The following is a 22,492-nucleotide window of genomic DNA, read 5'->3' on the forward strand; positions in this document are numbered from 1 at the left end:
AACTTCTCGCCGAATCATCAAATAAACAAATAGCAGCTTGCACATTTATTTAGTTGTAACTTTCTATAATAAATAGTAGTTTCTGTCAAGAACAAATTACCAAAGGTTTTCAATAACATGCAAAATAAAAAGTTGGATTCTAAAAATTACTACTATATTTATGGAAAACATCCTGTATTTTCAGCCCTTAATAATCCAAAACGTCAAATTGAGGATATTTTATGCACTCAAATGATCTTTGATGCAAATAAAAAATTAATAAGTTCCAAGCCTTATAAAATTGTTAATAATGATGTTTTATCTAAATTGTTAGAAAACCAAACACATCAAGGAATAGCTGCTAAAGTTAAGCCAATTTTTTCCCATAATATAGAAGATATCAACATAAAAAATCCAAAATGTAAGATTGCAATTCTTGATCAAATAACTGATCCGCAAAATATTGGGGCAATTATTCGAAGTGCAGCAGCTTTTAATATAGATGCTATAATCTTACCACTAGATAATTCACCGAATGAAAATGGCACTATAGCTAAAGCAGCTTGCGGAACTTTAGAATTAATAAAAATTATTAAAGTAACCAATCTAAACTCTTGTATAAATTACCTAAAAAAACATGGTTTTTGGGTTATAGGACTAACTGGGGAAGCCAATGATTATTTTACTGATAAATTAATCTCAGATAAAATAGCTTTAATATTCGGCTCAGAAGATAAAGGCATGCGAAGATTAGTTCAAGAAAATTGCGATTATTTAGCAAAAATTCCTATTTCTGATAAAGTAGAAAGCCTTAACGTATCAAATGCCGCTTCTATAATTTTTCACTCACTATGGGATCATTAACAAAGTTGAAATATTTTTAACAAATCAAATATTGTTTTTTATTTACTTCCATATAAATATTTAGTCTACTTAAATATATGTTTATTAAAATGATAACGTAAACTACTATTTGCGTTATCATTGTTCTTTATTTTTTCAGTATTAGATAAGATTTATTCTATCACGTTACTATTATTAATTTAGTTCTAATCGGTAGCGTTATGTCACAAAATATATTACAAAACAAACAAATTATTAAGAGCTTTGAAAAGCAACTTAATATATTCTTAGATGAATATAAAGAAAGAGAAATTACAAATATTGTTCTAAGTAATTTTCTCGATAAAGTAATTAATAATTTAAAACATGAAAAATTAATTAGTGATACACTATTTGAAGTATATCAAGGCAAAGCAGTAATTGCTAAACCGTTACATACAGATTACCCTCAATCACCCGAACAAGCACGTGACGAGAATTGGCAAAAATTTTATAGTTTTAATCATGATATCATGATAGAAAACACAATCGGATTTATTGCCAAAAATCTAAAAAAGCTTCCATTAAAGACAAATTATACTATAGTTTTGCTAAATTATCCGAGCAATTAGACTTAAATGCTATCAGTGATCATTTTATGAATAAAATAAATAATTATATAACATTTAACGATTTATGACAAACTATAGAACAGAAAGCGACTCTTTTGGGGAAATTCAAATAGAAGACAAATTTTATTGGGGAGCACAAACACAAAGATCATTAGAAAATTTCAAAATAGGCAAACAAAGAATGCCAGAAATTCTAATCCGCTCCCTTGCTATATTAAAAAAATGTGCTGCAAAAGTTAACCTCGAATTTGGTGATCTAGAACCTAAAATAGCTGAAAGTATAGATAAAGCTACAAGCAGAATTTTAAATGCTGAATTTAGCGATAATTTTCCTTTAGTAGTTTGGCAAACAGGCTCTGGAACGCAAACAAATATGAATATGAATGAGGTAATCGCCTCTATTGCAAATGAGGAATTAACCGGCATGAAAGGCGGTAAATCCCCTGTACATCCTAATGATCATGTCAATAAAGGACAGTCATCAAATGATTCATTCCCAACGGCTATGCATATAGCAACTGTGCTTGCAACTAGAGAAAAGCTAATACCGGCTTTAAATAATTTACTCACAGCTTTACAAAATAAATCAAAAGATTGGGACAGCATTATAAAAATCGGACGCACCCATTTACAAGACGCAACTCCTCTAACACTCAAGCAAGAATTTTCCGGATATATTACACAAATAGAATATGCTTTAGAAAGAATAGAAGACGCATTAAAAAAAGTTTATTTACTTGCCCAAGGAGGAACAGCAGTTGGAACAGGCATCAATTCACGTAAAGGATTTGATATAAAATTTGCTGAAGAGGTAGCAGAATTTACAAAACAACCTTTTAAAACAGCACCTAATAAATTTGAAAGCTTAGCCGCTCATGATGCACTTGTAGAATTTTCAGGCACTCTTAATACTATAGCCGTAAGTCTGATGAAAATAGCAAACGATATAAGATTGCTCGGGTCAGGTCCAAGATGCGGTCTTGGTGAGCTGCACTTACCAGAAAATGAGCCTGGCTCTTCAATTATGCCAGGTAAGGTAAACCCTACACAAGTCGAAGCTTTAACAATGGTTTGCACTCAAGTTATGGGAAATCATGTTACAGTTACTATTGCCGGCTCAAACGGACATCTTGAACTTAACGTCTTTAAACCAGTAATAATATATAATATTTTGCAATCTATCGAGCTACTATCGGATGCCGCAAATAGCTTTGTCACTCATTGTGTGGACGGGATAGAACCTAATATAACCCATATTAACGATTTACGTGATAAATCTTTAATGCTTGTCACCGCTCTTAATCCGCATATTGGCTATGATAATGCCGCCAAAATTGCTAAAGAAGCTCATAAACACGGAATCACTTTAAAAGAAGCTGCAAAAAAACTTAATCTTTTATCGGAAGAAGAATTTAACAAAATAGTAGTACCTGAAAAAATGGTTAGACAATCCTAGGTTTTTATAAAAAATTTAATTTAAACTACTAATTGTACTATACAAAATATAATAAATAGGCTAATATAATATTAGTTTATTTATTATATTACTTATATGAAGCAAAATTTATCTAATCAAATTAATTTGTTAGAAGCAAAAACACATTTTTCTAATCTAATACAACGTGTACAAGATGGAGAACAAATTACTATTTGTAAGCATAATACACCGTTTGCTGTACTTTCACCAATAACTCAAAAACCAAAAATAAAAACAGAAGATATAGTTGAACAAATAATGGAATTTAATAAAGATAAAACACTAGCACCATATACTATAAAAGAACTTAGAGATGAAAGTAGAAGATGAATAAAAAAACTCAGAACATACTACAATAATGGTTATCTTTTTATGGATCGAGAGTCGGCATTACAGCCCTGTCATCCCGTGATTTATGAACTAGAGCCAGTTAAAAATACTAATAAAATTAGTATTTTTTATTATTTTCTGGATCTAGTTCCCAAGCCACGGTATTGTAAGAAAAGAAAGTGATATAATATAAGTTATAAATGTAATATAAACATTTATAAGAGAGTGTTAATACCCTATATAATGATATAGGGTATTAAGCGGGCATAAGCGACCGTCACGGCATAGGTTTTATACGACCGGAGTCATCAGGTACTATAGCCCGACTCTCGAGAAGTTTGAATAGTTGGAAGGGATGCGATAAGCACGCCCGATTACAATCCTAAACAATATAAAATCTCGAGGTACATATGATAAAATATCACAAACATATAGGAATTGATATAGGAAAAATATAATTTTGTAGTAGGAATAGAGGGCATAAAAGATACAAAAGAATATGAGAATACAAGTTCCGGTATATTTGAATTTATTAATGATAATAAGGATATTTTAGCAAACTCTCTAACTGTAGTTGAAACAACAGGCGGATATGAACTAGAGTTATTGTATAGCTTATGTGAAAGAGGTTATGTAGTACATAGAGCAGATGCAAGAAAGGTAAAGAATTTTATCAGATCATATGGTAATAGTGCAAAAACAGATAAGTTAGATGCTAAAGCATTAGGATTATATGGTAAGGAGCGAGCAGATAAGCTTGAAGTATTTAAGCCTGAATCAAAACAAAATATACAATTATTTCGGTTAGTACAAAGACGGAATGATTTAAAGCAAATGTTAGTTGCCGAAAAGAATAGATTACAACAAGCAAATACAGATAAGTTTGTTAAAAATAGCTGTATAAATATGATAGATGTTTTAAGTAATCAAATTACAGAGATTACTAATCAGGTAGAAGTGATTATATCATCAGATCAGCTGTTAAAAGCAAAGCATGAGATATTGAAAGAGATAAATGGCATTGGTAATATAGTTGCTTTTGAGTTATTAATATTATTACCGGAGTTAGGGAAGTTAACAAGACGGCAGATTGCTTCTCTTGCAGGGCTTGCTCCAAAAGCTAATGATAGTGGTAAATATCAAGGATATAGAAAGGTAGGACATGGTAGAGCAGGAGTCAAGCCTATACTATTCCTTGCTGCTATGTCAGCCCGTAATAGCAAGACTTCTGGTTTAAGACTCTTTTATGAGCGACTCATTAACAATGGTAAAAAGAAAATGGTCGCTCTTACCGCTTTAATGCGTAAAATTATTGTCATCGCTAATGCTAAATTAAAATCTCTTCTTTTTAATTTAAAACATAGTTGATGACACCGTACGTGCTTTTCGATCCACGCAACAATGCCTTCCCGCATAGGCGGGAATGACATAGTGGTATTTTTCAAGCCATACAACAACACTAATTTGATGACGACTTTCGATCCACACAATAACATCATAATGATGTTCCACTATTAAACATTTCAAACAAAAGTTGCTAATCTAAATAAAACCTATTACATTAAAGACATAATGTATCGTGATAGGCGTTAGGGTAGAGCCTATAATAATAGGCGAGACAACGAACAACATGCTACATGCGTTCAAATCAGTTTACTATATATATGGAATTAATTTATGACAGATCCTTATGTTGAATATGCGATAGCTATCTTACCAAGCTCTGAAGTAGCACAACAATTTACAGATATAAATACAAAACTTGCTAAACAACTAGTACCGCAAGGTCTTGAGCATAAGCATAATAAATGCCATGTTACATTGTACCATGGTGTATATAACTTTCTGGATTTACCAAAAATCTCTGCTAAACTAGCAGATATAGCTTATAACACAAAAAATATCACATTAAATTTTAAGAATGAAATAATAGTTACCGGACCTAATAGATGGATTGATATAAATATTAAGCGTTTTGATGAAAATGATAAGGTCAAGAAAGATTATGAAGCAATATGTGATTTGCATAATAAAATAGTTGATACATTTAATGAATATCACAAGCGTCCCCTTGAAAGAGCAAGCAATACTCTCGAAACACTTAAACCCAAAATTGAAGCACAAGACGAAAATGCCTTGAAAATAGCTAAGCAAATTGAAAAATATGGCGTTTCAGGTGTTAAAGAATTATATACCCACATACTACAATATGGTATCAATGGCCTACAAATCCTGCTCTTAACGATGCTACGAATAGCGTAAAAGGCGAGGCTAGTGATTTTTCTTGTGATGCATCAGCTTTAGTTTTAGGAGAACTAGGATTTAACGGAAATATAGAAAATCCTTATGCTGTTTTTCCTTTAGGTCAAGATTTTACTATAGAACAAGCGATAGAACTTGCTGCAAAAACTAACCTTGACTGGTAGCATTCATAAATTTTCTTAAAAGATTATGGAAATTTCTAAATCTTCTATTATACTTAAATCATAATAATATAAATAAACGATTATCATGGCTTTAATAAATATAAAAGCACCAGAAAATATAATATTAAAACCGCATATCACAGTTTTTGGCGTCGGGGGTGCAGGTAGTAATGCAGTAAATAATATGATTGGTGCTAATCTGCAAGGAGCTAATTTTGTAGTAGCTAATACTGATGCACAATCATTAGAATATTCTCGCTGTGAAAACAAAATACAGCTTGGCGTCTCCACAACTAGAGGTCTTGGTGCAGGAGCTGCCCCTGAAGTTGGAGCAGCAGCTGCCCAAGAGTCAGAAAATGAAATTCGCAATTATCTAGAAAATAGTAACATGGTGTTTATTACGGCAGGCATGGGCGGCGGTACTGGTACTGGCTCTGCACCAGTTATTGCACGAATTGCTAAGGAACTTGGAATTCTAACAGTTGGAGTAGTAACTAAGCCTTTTCATTTTGAGGGTGGGCATCGTATGAAAACTGCCGATAAAGGAATTATAGATTTACAACAATTTGTTGATACTTTAATCGTGATACCAAATCAAAACTTATTTCGTATTGCTAACGAGCAAACTACTTTTGCCGATGCTTTTAAAATGGCAGATGATGTATTGCATGCAGGCGTTAGAGGCGTCACGGATTTAATGATTATGCCAGGGCTTATCAATCTTGACTTTGCTGATATCAAAGCTGTTATGAGCGAAATGGGCAAAGCTATGATGGGTACAGGCGAGGCTAGCGGTGAGGATAGAGCTACTAAAGCAGCAGAATCTGCAATCTCTAATCCATTACTTGACCATAGCTCAATGTGTGGTGCTAGAGGCGTATTAATTAATATTACAGGCGGACCAGATATGACTTTATTTGAAGTCGATAACGCTGCTAATAGAATTAGAGAAGAAGTAAATAATAAAGATGCTAATATTATTTTTGGTTCAACATTTAATCCTGAGCTAAAAGGGATTATTAGAGTTTCAGTTGTTGCAACAGGTATTGATGCAGATAAAATACCACTTTACAAACCTGTTAACTCTAGTGCTACCGATTTATCCATCGAAGAAGATGAGGATACAAAACTTAGAGCTCAATCTACTCAAGGAGATCAACCTGTTCATATTGAAGAAATTCCTAATTTTAACAGCTATAGTAACGACGAAGCAGAAATTGCTGACTCTCTAGACCAAGCCCCTAATTCAACCAACGATGATATGGAACCAAGAGTAAGTCTTACTAATGATGCTGGAGAAACTCCTAAATCATCTTTCTTTGTAAGGATGTGGGGGTCACTACGTACACAAAATAATAATCAAATCCCAGAACGAAAAAATGTTGTAGTTGGTATGCCCGATGAAGAGACTAAAGAATCTGACATTCACGATATACCAGCTTTTTTAAGAAAGAAAAGGGATTAAAATATCATTTCATTACTTACATGAATCGAAAAACGTTCTAGGTATCACTCCGTGACAGCATTGCCTGCGTGGATCGAAAAACGTCCTCGGTGTCATCTAGTTGCTTGACCACGGCATCCAAAAAATAATAAAAAATAATAATTTTATTAGCCGATAATAAATCGTTAAAAGATATTGCACCCTACCCTGAGCCCCTCAGTAATCAAAAACGTTATGTAATTTATTTACCTAATAAGCCTAATGAGGAAAATTTAAAAGTAAAATTACAAGCTACAAAAGAGGCAATGAAAGATTGTAATAATATGAGGTTTGGCGGTAAGCTAGAGGAAAAAACTTTAGATGGATGGGGATATAATTATTACGTAATTGATCAAGTTGGTGACCATCCTATTACTACATTAATGGGATGCCCGGGTGTAAAAGCAACTATGCAGCCTGTAAATGTATATTTGGGTGATAAAGCATTTATAAGGTATAACAGCAAATTACCTATCGTAGTTTATGCTCCAAAAGATGTTAAGTTACAGTATGTTATTTGGAATCAAGATGATACAATTAATGACGCAAAAGAAGAATAGATAAAACTAAATTTATATTCAACGTGGGAACCGCTTTCCACCTTGAATATTCATTATTTTAAAGCTTCTTTGAAGAATCGTATTTATACGATTCTTCAAAGAAAAGAAATTTACTCCTCTTCAACAGCCTCGACTTCTATAACCTCCGGTACGAAATGTTTCAGCATCGATTCAATACCGTTTTTTAAGGTAATAGTAGAGCTAGGGCAGCCAAGACATGCACCACGTAATGCTAGCTTTACTACACCATTTTCAAAACCTTTATAAATTATATCACCCCCATCTTGTGCAACAGAGGGACGCACTCTTGTCTCAATAATCTCGATAATTTGCTTCTCTATGTCTGAAAACCCTTCAAGGTTTACATCATCTACTTTGCTACTTACTTCAAATACTGGAAAGCCCGCAACGAAATGATCCATAACAACCATTAAAACTTCTGGCTTTATCACTTGCCAATCGCTTTCAGTTTTTTTAGTAACAGTTATGAAATCACTACCGAAAAATATTGATTTAACATTATTAATATTAAATAGCGATTCTGCGAGCTTGCTTTTTCCTTTTACCTCAGCACGCTCACTAAAAAATATAGGCTGAGTACTTATTTCCTGTCCAGGGAAAAACTTTATCGCATCAGGATTTGGGGTATCTTCAGTTTGAATAAACATAGTGACAATTACTTTAATAAATTTGTTTGTTATTATAACTTACTAGGGCTATTTTTACAATATAATATGTGAGCAATAAATTTTAAGTATTAAATATATGAACATTAAATTAGATTCTTACGAACAAGATATTGAAGATAATTTTGAAAAACATCAAGAAATTGATGATCCAGCCCTGATTACATTATTTCAAAAAGCCACAAAAGCACATATTGATAAAAAAATCTATATACTGAAGATACTTCAAAAGTTGGTAAGTCAATAAGCGGTGAACCTGTGCAGGCATTGTTGCGTGATTCTGATGTCATTCCTGCAAAAGCAGGAAGCTAGGAAAAAAAGCATAAATATAGCAAATTTTTAAAATTAAAAGCGTAGGTTATCTCGCTTTATACTGGATTCCTGCTTTCGCAGGAATGACATATAGGACATTTTGTAATCCACGCACCAATGCCGCCTGTGCAAACAGTATATATAATACGTGGCTACATATAAATCTCGAAATTTGGCTTACCAAATCTTGAAGTATCAAAGTTATACTCTAGGTAAATATCTGATTAGAATATATGCCGGTATAAAACAAAAGCTTGCAATAGCAAAAAAGTATCCCCAGCCTAAATAAGTAGCGGCGTAACCAGAAATACTACCAAACAATACAGTACTAATATAAGCAATAGAAGTGATCAAGGCGATCTGTGTTATGCAATATTTAGAGCTACAACATCTTAATTGGTAAGAAAAAAACGGCGACATAGTTAGCCCTTTGGTAAATTCCTGAAGAAACACTGCTATATAAAGAGTTGTAATAGTTTGACTATAAGAATAGAGCAGTAAAAAAGTTATACTAGATAAAGCATGATAAACTAACACTCTTTTAAAAATATAAGTATATTCATATTTCCGGCATAGAAAACCGCCTATAAATCCTCCAGCTATAGTAGCACACATACCAAAAGCCTTATATCCAAGAGCTAAATCTTTTTTCGTATAGCCGATATCAAGATAAAACATATTTGGCATAACCGCAAGAAAGTTATCCTGTAAGCGATATAGAAGCATAAAGCCAACAATTATTAGCCATTTAGGTTTTTTGATAAAATCATAAAAAGCGTGCCAAAATCTATCAAAATCATTAACGGCTATTTTTTCTTTAAATTTTAGCGGATAGAAAATAATTAGCAATAATGATGGCACACATAAAATCGCCATAGTGCGATAAACTTCTTGCCAAGATATGATAGTCGATAAATATAATGCACCAGACCCTGATATGAGTATGCCGATTCTGAACCCACTAGTGCAAGCTGCTTCGCTTATTCCCCAATTTTTATTATTAATAAGTAGCATTTGGGAAGATTGCAAAAGCATGTCATAAATAGAGGAAAAAAATGCCAGAATTATCAAGCACAAAGAGAAGGATATAAAATTAGTAGTGGGATTAAAGCCAGTTAAAATATATACGCAACAAATACAGCTAAGCAGTGAAAAGATTAAACAATATTTATATCCACGACTATTTGAGGGTATAAAGCTTATTTTTTCAAGTAGCGGTCCCCATAGAAATTTAAATATGTGAATGAAGTTAACCAGACTAAAAAGACCGATGGTAATTTTATCAAAACCGGATTCTCGAAGCCAAAAAGAAAGCGTCGAACCGGTAAGTAGATAAATTAAACCACCAGGGAGCGAAATGAATAATATAAATAAAATATTATATATATTTTGTAATCGTGAAAAATTAGAAATTATGAATTTATCCTCCTATAAATTATGTGCCATTGCATAAATTGGAAACGTCATGCTCATTTTTTGATCACAGCATCTCACGGTCTACATCCTAAGATCCCGTGGACAAGCCACGGGATCTAGAAAAAAGCTAGATGAATCGAGCTTTTAGTGCTAGAGGTTTAACGTATTTAAGTTTTTTTATTCCTAGATTCCCGCCTACGCGGGAATGACATCGAAACCACGCAACAATGCCACCACGGGATGACAGATTTTCCTCTTAAGATACTTTACTTCTTCTTTGACCGTAATTATTACTATCACCCTCAGAACTTCTCTTATTGCTAGAACCGAATCTTTTATTAGAGTTATCGCCTCTTCTATTATTACCAAAAGATCTTTTACGATTATTTTTGTTACTTCTAAAGCTCTCTCTAGGAGTGGACTCGCCTTGATTTATTAAACGATCAATAGCACGCCATCTAATAACATCATCAGGCGAAATAAAGGATAATGCGTTACCTTTAGCACCAGCTCTACCTGTTCTACCTATTCTGTGCAGATAATCTTCCGGACACATCGGTAAATCATAATTAATTACGTGCTGAGTATGCGGAATATCAAGCCCACGAGCAGCCACATCAGTTGCCACCATTATTCTATGGTTTGACTTGCGGAATGATAAAATTACTCTATCACGTTGACGCTGACTTAAATCACCATGTATAGCTTCTGCTTTATGATTTTCATATCTTAGCATTTTAGCTAATTGATCAGCAGAACGTTTTGTTTTTACAAAAATAATTACTGATCCTTCTCTATCACCAAGCTGCTTATTTAATTCAGTAAATTTTTCTTTATCTGTAATATGTACTGACTCCTGTTTTATTTCTGCTGCTGCTTTATTAGTAGCACCTACTGTAATACGTACAGGATTATTTAAATATTTTTGTGAAAGAGAAATAATATGTTTTGGCATAGTAGCAGAAAACATTAAAACTTGTCTTTTTTCCGGCAAGAATTTATTGATTTCTTCTAACTGCTCTTTCATGCCCATGTCTAGCATTCTATCCATTTCGTCAAGCACAGTTATACCTATACGATCAATTTTTAGGCTTCCACGATTTAAATGATCAATAATACGCCCTGGAGTTCCTATAATTACTTTAGGATTTTTCTTTAATTGCGTAAATTGCTTAGGCATAGGTTCACCACCTATCAAAACTGCATTATTTATTTTGAAAGACGTAGTTACTTTGTTTAAGGTAGAACAGATTTGTGTTGCAAGCTCTCTTGTCGGTACTAATATTAAAGTAGTAGTTTTATCTTTAATAAATGCATTAATTACTGGTAACAAGTAAGCTAAAGTCTTGCCTGAACCAGTTTGGCTAGAAGCAAGTATATCAGAACCTGCGATAGCAACCGGAATCGATTGTTTTTGTATTTCGGTTGGCTCTGTTATCTTCATCGCTTCAAGCGTAGTAGTTAATTCTTCAGGTAAATTAAAATTTTTCATTATATAATCCAATAAAGTTTAAGTTAAAATATGCACATTATTGATTGTATAAAAATAACTCACAGCAAAAAATAATGACTTTACTATTTTTGTATTACAAGAATACACTAATAGCAGCCATTAAATTATCTATAGCATATTAACAAAATAGCTTTAATTGATTCGAAGTAATAGCGAACCTATTTCAAAAAAATCTTATAATTTACAGCAAATAAAGATTTTAATTAGCTTTAAAATTATTTGTTAATAATACCATAATTATGATATTTTTTTACTTTTAAGCATTAAACCATTCCAATGCTTAAGACATGTATAAGGTTATTATAAGACAAAACAAAATATCTAATATTTTGTTGTAAAAGGTGACGAGGCTATCCAAAATTTGAAAACTTTGGATAGCTGTTTTTGGTACAAATATATTTATTTAATTCTGAGGTTAACTGCAGAAATTTTACCATTCTTGTCTTCAAGATCAAAAATTACATCTTGTCCTTCGTTAAGACCTGCAAGACCTGCTGCATCTACGGCAGATCTGTGTACAAACACATCTTTGCCGCCATTTTCCTGTTCAATAAATCCAAAATTTTTCGTCGGATTAAACCATTTAACTTTACCTACTATATTTGTAGTCATAAAAACCTTTTTAGATAGAAATTGCTTGTTGGAATTTAAATTATGCTTAATAAAAAATTCACTATGCAAAACTATCTTACCTTGCGGCATTTGTCAATAACATGCAAAAGAAAGTATTACTTTCTGGGTCTAATTATATCATATTATTACTATTTTGTCACTATTTTAGTTAATATATTACAGGCAAAATTTGATTTGCCTACATTAGACCTTTATTATTATGTAATTAATAAATAAAAGTTCTTGCTTTTTTTTCTTTTTTTTATTAATCTGTCCACTTAGCAAAATACAGTATTGTATTTTTAATTGCCCGCATGATGGAATGGTAGACATAACGGACTTAAAATCCGTGGAGCGTAAGCTCTTGCCGGTTCAAGTCCGGCTGCGGGTACCACATGTTAAAGTACATAGAAGATCTCCACTTTTAACTTGTAAACTTCCCCCTAAATTCTTTATTTCTAAGTCTTTTTTAGTTTCCTGTTTTATCTCACTATTTATAAGATAATTTATAATTTTTGATATTCTATTCAACTGCAAACCAAAAGTAGAAAAAATTATATTAATATCATTGCAAATACAATATAAATAGCTATAATAGCTTCAGGAATAGGAATTTAACGGATGCAATTTAAAGTTTAAATTAATAACAAAAAAGATGTAAATATAATAATATAACTCAAAATATATGGATAATTTAATAAAGTTTTTAGAAGAAAAAGATTTTACAGAAGAAGCAGTAAATTTAAAAAATGGCAGCGATATTCTTAACCTTTCGAAAAAAAGACTTACAGATAAAGATGTTAAAGAAATCTCTAAATTGCTAGCAAGCGATAATAATATTATCCAGCTTGATTTGTTTGGTAATAACATAAGTACAAACGGAGCTATAGAGCTTGCAAAACTGCTTAAGCTTAATAAAACTCTTATTGGTCTTGACCTTGGGAATAACGATATAGATAAAATAGGAGCAAGCGAGATTGAGAAAGCATTAAAAGCAAATACAACTCTTATTTTCCTTAATTTGACATGGAATTCAGTAGAATCAGCAAAATATAAAAATATCAAAAAATATTTAGTTAGAAATGCCAATTTAACAAACGAGCAAGAATTAGTAAAAATGGCAAAAAAATTTAATGAAATAGACGAAGAAAAATTATTAATGAAATTAGATATAATCTAATTTGAATTTATGCCGCTTGTTGTATAAAAAAATATTAATATCTATTTTCTAAGGCTTGTTAAAGTTACTAATTTAGATATTTGGGGATATTACATTTAAAGTGTGCAGACCTCTACTTTCAATTGTAATCCCAAAACACTCAATAAAGTTCTAACATTATCAAAACTTGGGTTTCCTTTACTAGATAACATTTTATATAAATGCTGCCTATTTATATGAGCCTCTCTAGATATTTTGGTGACTCCTCCTTTTGCTATAATAGCTTCTTTTAAAGTAACAAGAAATAACTCCTTATTATGGTCTAGAGAATATTGCTCTAAGGCCTCATTAATATAAGCTATCAATGTTTCTTCATTTTGTAATTTTTCTTTTAAATAATCTGTAAACTTTTCCATCTAAACCCTTTATTTATAAATCTCTTCCATTATTTCTAAGGCTTTTTTAATATCTTTACTTTGTGTATCTTTATCACCTGCATTTAACAAAAGTATAATTTCGTTATTTTTTTCAGTAAAATATATTCTATAACCCCTGCTAAAGAAAAATCTTAGCTCATATAATTTTCCTTGTATATTTTTATAATGGCACGAAAGCCTATATATTAATAATGATTTTTGTAGCAAGTTAAAAAATATATTACAGAATAGTAAATATTAATTGTAAAATATATTTACTATTTCTATCACCCTTGACAATAGATATTTCTTTCATTTATAAGTTAGTATATTTAAAGAATTAAGATTATGTTTAGAAAATATTTCTCAGGCTTATTTATTCTTCTAATTTTATCAGCTGCAATGTATGGCACTGAAGGAAATTTAAAATTAAAAGAGCTGTTAGACGTGATGCCGCAAATAGCAAATGCTACCTCCTCTTCTTCTGCTCATCCTGAAATTTGCAGCTCAAAAGTAACTATTAACGGCGTTAATTATGAAGTTAGGTATTTTAGTTTTGAAGATACTAGCAAAAACCTACCTCCAAATATGACTTTCAAAGAATATGCTGAAAAGCAAAATTTATTAGACATGAAAAGCTCTTATTCAAACCCCTTACCCGGGATAGATTTTGAGTCTTTTGATTTCCGTAACGTAAATCTCGGTGACGGGGTATATTTCAGCATGGCTTTGAGGAAAACTGAATAATGTGAAAAATATAATGCAATTTGCAATACATTGTGTTACAATAAAGCTAATATTATAAAATAATAGTAACATGGCAAAAAGTATTACAACCAGTATACGTTTAGAATTAAGTTTAAATAAAAAACTAGAAAAAGCAGCTCATGATTTACATCGTGGTAAAAACTGGTTAATTACTGAAGCAATACTTATGTATCTTAAACAATTAGAAAATTCAAGCCTAGCTGAAGAAGCTAAACAGCAATCTTTGTTAGTTAGTAAAATGGAAAAGTCTGATAATGATTTATGGGAAACAAATAGTGATCAAACAAATTGGATTTTTTAATGGAAAAGGGAGATATTATAATTTGTGTATTAAGTGGTGATTATGGTAAGCCAAGACCTGCAGTTTATTGTTCAATCTGATTTATTTAATGAAACTCATGCAAGTATAACAATCTGCCCTATAATAACATATTTGTTAGAAGCTCCATTATTTCGCCTTTCATTAATACCTTCAAAGCTAACAGGTCTTATTTCAGAATCTCAAATTATGATTGATAAAATCATTACTATTAAGTCTGAAAAAATTGACAGAAAAATCGGAAAATTATCATCTAATGAGATGATTAAATTGGATAATGCTCTTAAGTTATGGTTAAACTTAAGTTAAGGAAAATATAAGAAATGTTAAAGGTATATTTTCTTAACAATAAAATTAAACCATAATTTATCTTTACTTGCGGAGATTCTACCGTCTTCGCTTGTCCACATTTTAATTACATCGAAAAGCCCATCAAAATAAGGTTTTACTATATCTTCATTCATATTATAAAAATCTCGGTCATCAGCTTGCACTAAATCATCCCCATGAGTATAACAAGCATAAAAAATTCCATCTGGTTTCAATGCCCTGTGAATTTTTTTGTAAACATCTTTTGTTTCACTATAAGGAACATGGAGTAATGAAGCTTGAGCCAAAACTCCATCAAATATATTTTCAAAATCCATATCCTGAAAACTTAAATGCAGAATATCAATCCCCGTTGCTTTTGAAGCTAATTTTACCATTTCGCTTGAACCATCAAAAGCAGTTACTTGATAATTTTGACTTAGAAAATATTTTGTATCACGCCCTGCTCCGCACCCTGCATCTAAAATATGTGCTTTCTCAGGTAAATAACTTATAAACTCTTTATAGCTATCAGATAAATCTAGATTAATCGTTTTATCATAAAACGACTGTGCATTATTATCATAATATTGTATACTTTTTGTTATCATAATTTCATATATTGAATACAACTAATAGTATAGTTATACTTATCAAACAACAAAATACAAGTAGGAATATGAATATATAAACATTATAGCGAACGCTAAACAATTTTTAACGAATCAGTCGCTGTAGATGGATATCAAGTGCCACATTTTAGTTTTTTAGTTAGAAAAACTTAGTCGATACTATTTTTTTGATTATCATCACCGATGATTAATTAAAAATATTACTTTAATGCTTGCCCTACAACTTGCTAAAGTCTTAATTAAACAATTTGAATCTCTACAACTAACTCCTTATTATTGCCCAGCAGGACTTAAAACAATTGGTTATGGTCATGTAATAAAACCTCATGAAATGTTACATTTAGCTAATAAAATAACTGAAGAAGATGCTGAAAAATTACTTGATGCAGATATAGCAGAAGTAAATTGTGTTTTATATAAATACTGCCACAGTTCTTTAAACATTAATCAACAAGTAGCATTAATTTCTTTCATCTTCAATTGTGGTAGCACAGCATTTAAAAATTCTACATTGCTTAAAAAACTCAACCAAAATAAATATCTAGAAGCTGCTGATGAATTTCTTAAATGGATTTATGTTAAAGGTAAAAAATTGAAAGGGCTTGTTAAACGTAGACAAATTGAGAGAGCTATATTCTTAGGTAAAAATACAACCGAAAATTAAAATTGTTGACTTATTTTAATTCTTGCTATAGCTTTTTCATGATCGTTTAAACTAAATTACTAAAGGATTAGCATATGAACAATACAGAAGAAGAGCAAATTTTAACGTCTGAGTATCAGTTTGATGAAGAGGAAGAAAAACGATTAAAATCTCAAAATTCAAAAAAAGAGCTTAAATTAATATTGCTAACTTTTGCAATAATTTTAACCAGTTTTTTAACTTTTTGTTATTTCTTTTTTAGTTATGTAGAAGAAAAAACAGCAGAGTATAAATTACAACAAGAAGCAGAATCTAAGGAAGCTAATAACAAAATATAATAAATATAATGCATTGTTTAGAATAAGATTTTTTGTAGAATCTTATTCTAAATTGGCGTTAATACTATATAATTTCAGGATACTTACCTATTACTTCTGGCATATATTTTTCTCTCATATCTACAGAAATACATGTAGGATTTGGTTCAACACTTAAAGTTCCCTCTAATGCACTTATTATCTCAAATAATATATTCTGTTTTTTACAAGGCGTAGACTCTACGCTCATGGCTAAAATATATTGATATGCAGCCTCTTCATCTTGTTTTTGAGAAATTAGATAATCTCCTTTTTGACGATACGGGGTTACATTATCAATATCATCATTTGAAATACTATCTAAGGTTTTTAATATGTGAAAAAACTTGTTTAAGAGCATAATGATAATTGGCTAATGCTTCTTCATAATTTTCTGCTTTACTAAGAAGATTAGCGATTTTTAAATAACATGCAGATTTAGTTTTTTCAATTTCTTTAGGTTCATTATATATATTCAGCCATTTTATGGCTTCTCTATAATATTCTATAGGTTTATTATCTTGAGGCTGAATATTTTTTATGGAAGAAAGATAATTATCTTTTATAAATGACTTACAGATTTCTAATTTATAAGATTTATTAGAATTTAATGCTTCTTTGAAAAATAGTACTTCTCTAATTTGTTGATCTAATACATAATAATAATCCTCCATTTTATCATGTATTGCTTTATCATTAACAAATTTTTTTAAAATACTTAAAACTTTAAGCCCTGTTGGTAATTTATCATTATCTTGTTGCTTTAAAACTTCTTCAAGTTCAAATAATTGCTGTAATCCTGGAAAATGAGATGGATTTGTTTCCAAAGCTGGATAATTTAATTTTTTGGAAAATGGTTGAATAAAATTATTATAATTAAACAGATCACAAAATTTTGAGCAATCAAGCGTTGTATATATATCAAAGCCTTTTCCGTAAAAATTAATCGAATAACATCATATATTTTAGATATATTTGACTCTCTACTATCATATAAGCTTTGTACTAATTCTAAATGAGCTGCATTATAATGATCTATTGAAAAAAGTGAATTTAATTTCTTTATATTTATTTTTTTCTCACTCGTATTAATATTTTCTAGTTTTAAAGTGACCTCTTCATTTGGTGTGTTAGAAGCATATAAATAATATAAATCTTCAAATAATTGCGGAAAATATTCTAATATGACTTCTTGATTTTTTAATAATTGTACAAATGGTTCTTGGGTATTTTTATTAAATTTTGTTACTACGAATGTAACATTTTCTTTTAAATTTTCACGATTTGCTTCAGGGAATATATCTATAAAATAGTCTATAATTGCAATAAAGTTCTCAACAGTTTCATTAACTGTTGTTTTTTGTGGTGCTACTACAATAAATCCTACTTTATCTGAATTTTGCAATATATTTTTCAAAAAGAATCTATTAACTAGTGCTTGAAGGATAGATTCTTTATCAGTTGTATTAGTCTTTATTTTATTAGAACATTCCCAAAGTACTTTATCATTAACTTTTAAACCTTTTGGTAAATTTATGTTTGATGCATATTGCGAACTAAATTGTTCAGAATTTTCATTAGTTAAAGTTTTTAAAACATCAACCCTACCACTATCAGACGGTCCTATTACTATAACATTTTCTTTACCTGCTTTTTTAAGTAAATAATTAACTTCAGGAAGAAGTTTTAAAGCTTGCTCTTTTAAAAAATTAAAATTATGAACATCATCTGATAAAGGTTCAAAATACTCTTCTTCATCCTCACTTTCGCTTTCTATTATGACTTCTATTGTTTTCGACATTGAAGTTACCATTTAATATTTGATATAAATTTTTACGCTATCGCTTTGACCACTATCATTAATGGCTCTAATAACAAACTCGCCAATTTTTGCTTTCCACTTTACTGCTTCATTTGGCTTAGCAACTGCTATTAGTTCATTATTAACAAACCAAAAAATATTATTAGTTTTATTATCACCAATTGCGTTTAAAATTATATTATCACTATTTTTGATTGAGTATATGGAATTTTTTAACGGATGCGTAATTTTAGGTTTCTGATGATACCAATTTATCAAACTATTACAATAATTTGCCGGTATTGGTTTTGGTAATATATGTATACCGGCTTTTTGGTAAACTGATAACATATCTGTTGGCCATAAATTTACGATTTTATATTCTGTTTGTCCTTCGATAAAATTACAAGCCGGCATACCAGTTTTTAGATCTATCAACATTTTTCTATAAATGCCTGATTGTTTTATTGGCGATTTACCTTTAATAAATAAAGTCTTGGTCTTCACTGGACACATATCATTATCAAGATCACCCGTATCAGCACAAACTTTTACCTTAGTAATATTTAAATCATTTATCTTGGCAGCAATTAAATCTTTGTCTTTATTTGGATCAATTATTGATTCTATAATATTAAAAAATAGAGGTGCAGCAGAACCATTACCAGTAAATGATCCATGAGTTTGCCCTTTAAAATCTCCAACCCAAACAGCAAGTACATATTTCCCAAATATTCCAACACTAACCCCATCTCTAAACGAGCTAGAAGTTCCCGTTTTCCAATAAACCGGTATATTTATTTTTGTATTATAATTAAGTGGTCTTGTAGTATCTTTAATAATATCAAGCGTTAAGTAACTTGCTTCAGGTGATAATAGGTTTAGATGAGTTTCAGGTATGTCATTCCCGCAAAAGCGGGAATCTAGTAATTTTGTCATATCATTATCAAACTGTAATATTATAGCACTGGATTCCCGCTTTTGCGGGAATGACAAATCTAGCACTTTCCTAACTGGCTCGTAAACCCCCAAATTAGCTAGCATAGCATAAAGAGTAGTAAGCTCCTCTAAAGTAACTTCCGCTGTACCAAGGACTATAGACAATCCATAGCTTTCAGGTTTTCGTAAATTACTGATTTTTGTTTGTTGCAAAAATTCATAAAAATTCGGATTCTTTAATTTAGATGCAAGGAATATAACGGGTACATTACGGCTTTTTATTAATGACTCTTTAGCACTTAAGCCACCAGCAAATCTACTATCAAAATTTTCTGGTTTATAATTATCATAGTAAGTAGGAGTATCTTTTAGTAATGTTAATGGATGTATTAATGACTGATCAAAACTAAGTGCATATACAAAAGGCTTTAAGCTAGAGCCAGGAGATCTAGAACTCTTAACACCATTAATTTGCCCGCAAATATCGTTATTAAAAAAATTGCTAGAGCCAACACTTGCAAGTACCTCCATTGTGGTAAAATCAACAAGCATAACAGCAGCATTATTTATGCCATATTTTTTCTGATCATTAACATATAGCTGCACCTGCTTTTCTAAAATAGTCTGTAGGCTTTTATCAATAGTAGTATAAATTACTAGACTATTATTATCTGCTAATATATCTAAAGTAAAATGTGGTGCAATAAAAGGTAGGTTTTTACTTTGGCTAAATTTAATCGGTAAATTTATCAATTCTTTATAAATAATATCTTGCGGATGAGTTTCTAGCCACTTAGTAAATAAATATTTTCGCATGTCTAAAATATTTATATTATTACCACCTCGTTTCAGCGGATTTTGCGGGATAACAGCTAAGCTTAGAATATCGATTAGGTTTAAACTTTTTAGATCACGATTAAAATAAATATAGCTACTCGCCGATATCCCTTCAATATTACTACCATAAGGTACTAAATTTAGATAAGCCGTTAAAATCTCATCTTTTGAATAATGTAACTCTATGTGAATAGCTTTGATAATTTGATGAATTTTACCGAAAATAGTAGCAGAGTTTATACGATATTTCAGCCGTGCTACTTGCATTGTTATAGTAGACCCGCCTATTTTACGATCATTTTTTAGATAAGTAGAGTAAAAAGCTTTGATTAAAGAGCTGGGATTAATACCGAAATGTTTATAAAAATGCTTATCCTCATACAATAAAACTGCTTCTATAAAACTTTGCGGCACTTCATCAAGCGGAGTAAATATCCGATATTTATCATCCTTAGAAAGCGAGATACGCATTAACTCGCCATTCCTATCAAATACTCTTTGCGAAAAACTTACCTTTTCAAGCAAAGGAGTAGGAGGAATGACAAAGTATAATATTATACCGCTAATTATTGTAATAAGAAATAGTTTGATTTTAAGGGACAAAATAATAGCCTATATAAAAATACGTCATTGTAAGGATTTGTAAGATTTATTGCGTGGATCATTCTCTCTTTGTCATCCCGTGGCTTGACCACGGGATCCAGAAAAGCAACTTTTAATACTAATAATTTTAGTATTTTAAACTGGATCCCGTGGACAAGCCACGGGATGACAGGGGAAACTGATCCACACAACAAAGCCTATGCGGGAATGACACCGAAAGCACTTTTCGACCTATACAAACAAACCCTTAAGCAAGGATGACACAACAATAACTATACAACATTATAAAGCATTTTTTCAAGTTCCTCTAAACGTTGTTCTATTCTTTCAATATTTTTTTCTGTTGCGGGGTTTTCTAATAAATGTGCAACTTCATCTTTAAGAGTATTTATCTCTTTTTCAACGAAATCTAACGTAATATTGCTGATGGTTTTTGTATTTTGATTTGACATTTGATGACTCCCGATTAATTAAAACCACCAAACTATATAATTTTGGTGGTCGGGGCGTTCAAAAAACTGCCTAAGATCAGTCATAATAGCTTTTAGGTTTAAGGTTTACACCTTAAACCTTGAACATGACTATTATCACCCCGACCATAGAAGTCGAGGTTTGTATCATTTTATGGTTGATACTGCCCATCTTGGGTTTGGGTTTTTGAAGTCCCAGAATAGCATTAACTATTCCGGTTACGATTCTATATATGACTACTAAAAAGTCAATAAGTTTATAGGTTGAAATTTCCGCTTCTGTATGTCATTCCCGCAAAAGCGGGAATCCAGAAAAAAGGCATAAATACAGCAAACTTTAAGAACTAAAAGCTCGATATATCTCGCTTTAGCCTGGATTCCCGCCTATGCGGGAATGACACTGAAGATGCTTTCCGACCTACACAAGCAAACCTTAAACAGGAATAACATAGAAAACAAACCTATGATTATTAATTTTCTATATTTCCATCAACTAGATATTTTCCTTCGGAGGTTAATCCTATCACTTTCATACCTTCTATTCTTACAGCTTGATCTCCTTCAGGTCCTGCCGGATAAAACACTTTTACACCTAAATTTTGCTCTATATATTTAATATGAGCTGAGTGTTCACTTGGAGCAATTTCATCAAAATTAATCTCATTTACATCCATATATCTAGCTTTTTCAACATGCTTAGCTTCAGGATCAGCCTGTATAATAACACCAGCAAAAGAAGTGGTAGTTCCTACATTTCCTGTTATGGTAGCCCCACTCCAAGAATTTTCTAAAATTGGATTTGCAAAATCAATAGTACCTGAAATAATCGTAGTATTATCACCTCCTAAACTTTTAACTTTTAATTCTGTTGATGAATTACTAAAAGTTTCAGCACCTGATATCACTCCTGTTATTGTACCACTACCACTAAACACTAAATCCTTACAAAAATTATCAGAATTTTTACCTTTCATAGTTTACCTCTTATCTAA

The 22,492-nt window shown here is 31.1% G+C and carries 26 protein-coding genes, 1 tRNA gene and 3 pseudogenes; 17 read left to right on the top strand and 13 right to left on the bottom strand.

Annotated elements, in window-relative coordinates:
* The first annotated feature begins 117 nt into the window (after positions 1–117).
* The 9 genes and pseudogenes from rlmB to eco all read left to right on the top strand — a co-directional run bounded on the left by rlmB (position 118) and on the right by eco (position 7,709).
* On the top strand, positions 118–843 hold the full coding sequence (gene rlmB / locus RBE_RS05540) for a 23S rRNA (guanosine(2251)-2'-O)-methyltransferase RlmB (protein WP_011477724.1): 726 nt from the start codon (positions 118–120) through the stop codon (positions 841–843).
* A gap of 200 nt (positions 844–1,043) precedes the next feature.
* Positions 1,044–1,501, top strand: a pseudogene (locus RBE_RS05545) (hypothetical protein).
* Positions 1,498–2,889: a class II fumarate hydratase gene (fumC, locus tag RBE_RS05550; RefSeq protein WP_011477726.1), complete on the top strand. Its 1,392-nt coding sequence runs from the start codon at positions 1,498–1,500 to the stop codon at positions 2,887–2,889. The pseudogene RBE_RS05545 and the gene fumC overlap by 4 nt, the downstream one beginning before the upstream one ends.
* A gap of 96 nt (positions 2,890–2,985) precedes the next feature.
* On the top strand, positions 2,986–3,240 hold the full coding sequence (locus RBE_RS05555) for a type II toxin-antitoxin system Phd/YefM family antitoxin (protein ID WP_011477727.1): 255 nt from the start codon (positions 2,986–2,988) through the stop codon (positions 3,238–3,240).
* A gap of 549 nt (positions 3,241–3,789) precedes the next feature.
* Complete coding sequence (locus tag RBE_RS05560; protein WP_266105183.1) at positions 3,790–4,608, top strand: IS110 family transposase; 819 nt, start codon at positions 3,790–3,792, stop codon at positions 4,606–4,608.
* 309 nt (positions 4,609–4,917) lie between these two features.
* A complete protein-coding gene (locus RBE_RS05565) occupies positions 4,918–5,502 on the top strand; it encodes a hypothetical protein (protein ID WP_011477729.1) in 585 nt (194 codons plus the stop codon).
* Positions 5,503–5,751: 249 nt separating this feature from the next.
* Positions 5,752–6,748 (top strand): annotated as a pseudogene (gene ftsZ / locus RBE_RS05570) (cell division protein FtsZ); the annotation flags it as partial.
* A gap of 239 nt (positions 6,749–6,987) precedes the next feature.
* Positions 6,988–7,131 (top strand): annotated as a pseudogene (locus RBE_RS09710) (cell division protein FtsZ); the annotation flags it as partial.
* 173 nt (positions 7,132–7,304) lie between these two features.
* A complete protein-coding gene (eco, locus tag RBE_RS05575) occupies positions 7,305–7,709 on the top strand; it encodes a serine protease inhibitor ecotin (protein ID WP_231278392.1) in 405 nt (134 codons plus the stop codon).
* Between the two features lie 110 nt (positions 7,710–7,819).
* Here eco and RBE_RS05580 read toward each other — a convergent pair whose 3' ends face one another.
* The gene (locus RBE_RS05580) at positions 7,820–8,377 is read right to left on the bottom strand and encodes a NifU family protein (protein WP_011477732.1); all 558 of its coding nucleotides are present in this window, start codon (positions 8,375–8,377) and stop codon (positions 7,820–7,822) included.
* 97 nt (positions 8,378–8,474) lie between these two features.
* Between RBE_RS05580 and RBE_RS08930 the strand changes: the two genes are divergently transcribed.
* Positions 8,475–8,642: a hypothetical protein gene (locus RBE_RS08930; protein ID WP_011477733.1), complete on the top strand. Its 168-nt coding sequence runs from the start codon at positions 8,475–8,477 to the stop codon at positions 8,640–8,642.
* A 266-nt stretch (positions 8,643–8,908) separates the two neighbouring features.
* On the opposite strand, the gene RBE_RS05585 is transcribed toward RBE_RS08930, so the two are convergent.
* From RBE_RS05585 to RBE_RS05595, 3 genes are all read right to left on the bottom strand, one after another.
* A complete protein-coding gene (locus RBE_RS05585; RefSeq protein WP_187145762.1) occupies positions 8,909–10,123 on the bottom strand; it encodes an MFS transporter in 1,215 nt (404 codons plus the stop codon).
* A gap of 256 nt (positions 10,124–10,379) precedes the next feature.
* Complete coding sequence (locus RBE_RS05590; RefSeq protein WP_011477735.1) at positions 10,380–11,615, bottom strand: DEAD/DEAH box helicase; 1,236 nt, start codon at positions 11,613–11,615, stop codon at positions 10,380–10,382.
* A gap of 420 nt (positions 11,616–12,035) precedes the next feature.
* Entirely contained in the window at positions 12,036–12,248 is a 213-nt protein-coding gene (locus tag RBE_RS05595; protein WP_016948370.1) for a cold-shock protein, read from the bottom strand.
* Positions 12,249–12,556: 308 nt separating this feature from the next.
* Between RBE_RS05595 and RBE_RS05600 the strand changes: the two genes are divergently transcribed.
* Together RBE_RS05600 and RBE_RS05605 are read left to right on the top strand one after the other, a co-directional pair.
* A tRNA-Leu gene (locus RBE_RS05600) sits at positions 12,557–12,642 on the top strand.
* A 291-nt stretch (positions 12,643–12,933) separates the two neighbouring features.
* Entirely contained in the window at positions 12,934–13,428 is a 495-nt protein-coding gene (locus RBE_RS05605; protein WP_011477737.1) for a hypothetical protein, read from the top strand.
* Between the two features lie 95 nt (positions 13,429–13,523).
* On the opposite strand, the gene RBE_RS05610 is transcribed toward RBE_RS05605, so the two are convergent.
* A complete protein-coding gene (locus RBE_RS05610; RefSeq protein WP_011477738.1) occupies positions 13,524–13,823 on the bottom strand; it encodes a DNA-binding protein in 300 nt (99 codons plus the stop codon).
* 9 nt (positions 13,824–13,832) lie between these two features.
* Positions 13,833–14,051: a type II toxin-antitoxin system RelE/ParE family toxin gene (locus RBE_RS05615; protein ID WP_011477739.1), complete on the bottom strand. Its 219-nt coding sequence runs from the start codon at positions 14,049–14,051 to the stop codon at positions 13,833–13,835.
* A 120-nt stretch (positions 14,052–14,171) separates the two neighbouring features.
* On the opposite strand from RBE_RS05615, the gene RBE_RS05620 reads away from it, so the two are divergent.
* From RBE_RS05620 to RBE_RS05630, 3 genes are all read left to right on the top strand, one after another.
* Positions 14,172–14,570 carry a hypothetical protein gene (locus tag RBE_RS05620; protein ID WP_011477740.1) on the top strand — a complete coding sequence of 133 codons (399 nt, stop codon included), beginning with the start codon at positions 14,172–14,174 and terminating at the stop codon, positions 14,568–14,570.
* A 70-nt stretch (positions 14,571–14,640) separates the two neighbouring features.
* Positions 14,641–14,892 (top strand): ribbon-helix-helix protein, CopG family, encoded by a 252-nt coding sequence (locus RBE_RS05625; protein WP_011477741.1) that lies wholly within the window; start codon positions 14,641–14,643, stop codon positions 14,890–14,892.
* Between the two features lie 42 nt (positions 14,893–14,934).
* On the top strand, positions 14,935–15,219 hold the full coding sequence (locus RBE_RS05630) for a type II toxin-antitoxin system PemK/MazF family toxin (RefSeq protein WP_228368732.1): 285 nt from the start codon (positions 14,935–14,937) through the stop codon (positions 15,217–15,219).
* A gap of 17 nt (positions 15,220–15,236) precedes the next feature.
* Here RBE_RS05630 and RBE_RS08045 read toward each other — a convergent pair whose 3' ends face one another.
* The gene (locus tag RBE_RS08045; protein WP_012151664.1) at positions 15,237–15,830 is read right to left on the bottom strand and encodes a class I SAM-dependent methyltransferase; all 594 of its coding nucleotides are present in this window, start codon (positions 15,828–15,830) and stop codon (positions 15,237–15,239) included.
* 229 nt (positions 15,831–16,059) lie between these two features.
* Between RBE_RS08045 and RBE_RS05640 the strand changes: the two genes are divergently transcribed.
* Positions 16,060–16,515, top strand: coding sequence for a lysozyme (locus tag RBE_RS05640; protein ID WP_011477744.1), 456 nt, complete (start codon positions 16,060–16,062; stop codon positions 16,513–16,515).
* Positions 16,516–16,589: 74 nt separating this feature from the next.
* Positions 16,590–16,832: an RP671a family tick cell line-upregulated protein gene (locus tag RBE_RS05645; RefSeq protein WP_011477745.1), complete on the top strand. Its 243-nt coding sequence runs from the start codon at positions 16,590–16,592 to the stop codon at positions 16,830–16,832.
* Between the two features lie 64 nt (positions 16,833–16,896).
* Here RBE_RS05645 and RBE_RS05650 read toward each other — a convergent pair whose 3' ends face one another.
* The 6 genes from RBE_RS05650 to RBE_RS05675 form a co-directional block, all read right to left on the bottom strand.
* Complete coding sequence (locus RBE_RS05650; RefSeq protein WP_011477746.1) at positions 16,897–17,211, bottom strand: hypothetical protein; 315 nt, start codon at positions 17,209–17,211, stop codon at positions 16,897–16,899.
* A complete protein-coding gene (locus RBE_RS05655; RefSeq protein ID WP_011477747.1) occupies positions 17,168–17,677 on the bottom strand; it encodes a hypothetical protein in 510 nt (169 codons plus the stop codon). The genes RBE_RS05650 and RBE_RS05655 overlap by 44 nt, the downstream gene beginning before the upstream one ends.
* 11 nt (positions 17,678–17,688) lie before the next feature.
* Positions 17,689–18,651: a hypothetical protein gene (locus tag RBE_RS05660; protein WP_228368733.1), complete on the bottom strand. Its 963-nt coding sequence runs from the start codon at positions 18,649–18,651 to the stop codon at positions 17,689–17,691.
* A 12-nt stretch (positions 18,652–18,663) separates the two neighbouring features.
* Entirely contained in the window at positions 18,664–21,030 is a 2,367-nt protein-coding gene (gene pbpC / locus RBE_RS05665; protein ID WP_012151660.1) for a penicillin-binding protein 1C, read from the bottom strand.
* 272 nt (positions 21,031–21,302) lie between these two features.
* On the bottom strand, positions 21,303–21,482 hold the full coding sequence (locus RBE_RS05670; RefSeq protein ID WP_012151659.1) for a hypothetical protein: 180 nt from the start codon (positions 21,480–21,482) through the stop codon (positions 21,303–21,305).
* Positions 21,483–21,970: 488 nt separating this feature from the next.
* Positions 21,971–22,474 (bottom strand): hypothetical protein, encoded by a 504-nt coding sequence (locus RBE_RS05675; RefSeq protein ID WP_011477750.1) that lies wholly within the window; start codon positions 22,472–22,474, stop codon positions 21,971–21,973.
* Positions 22,475–22,492: the final 18 nt, after the last annotated feature.

This window comes from Rickettsia bellii RML369-C, assembly GCF_000012385.1.
Taxonomy (GTDB): domain Bacteria; phylum Pseudomonadota; class Alphaproteobacteria; order Rickettsiales; family Rickettsiaceae; genus Rickettsia; species Rickettsia bellii.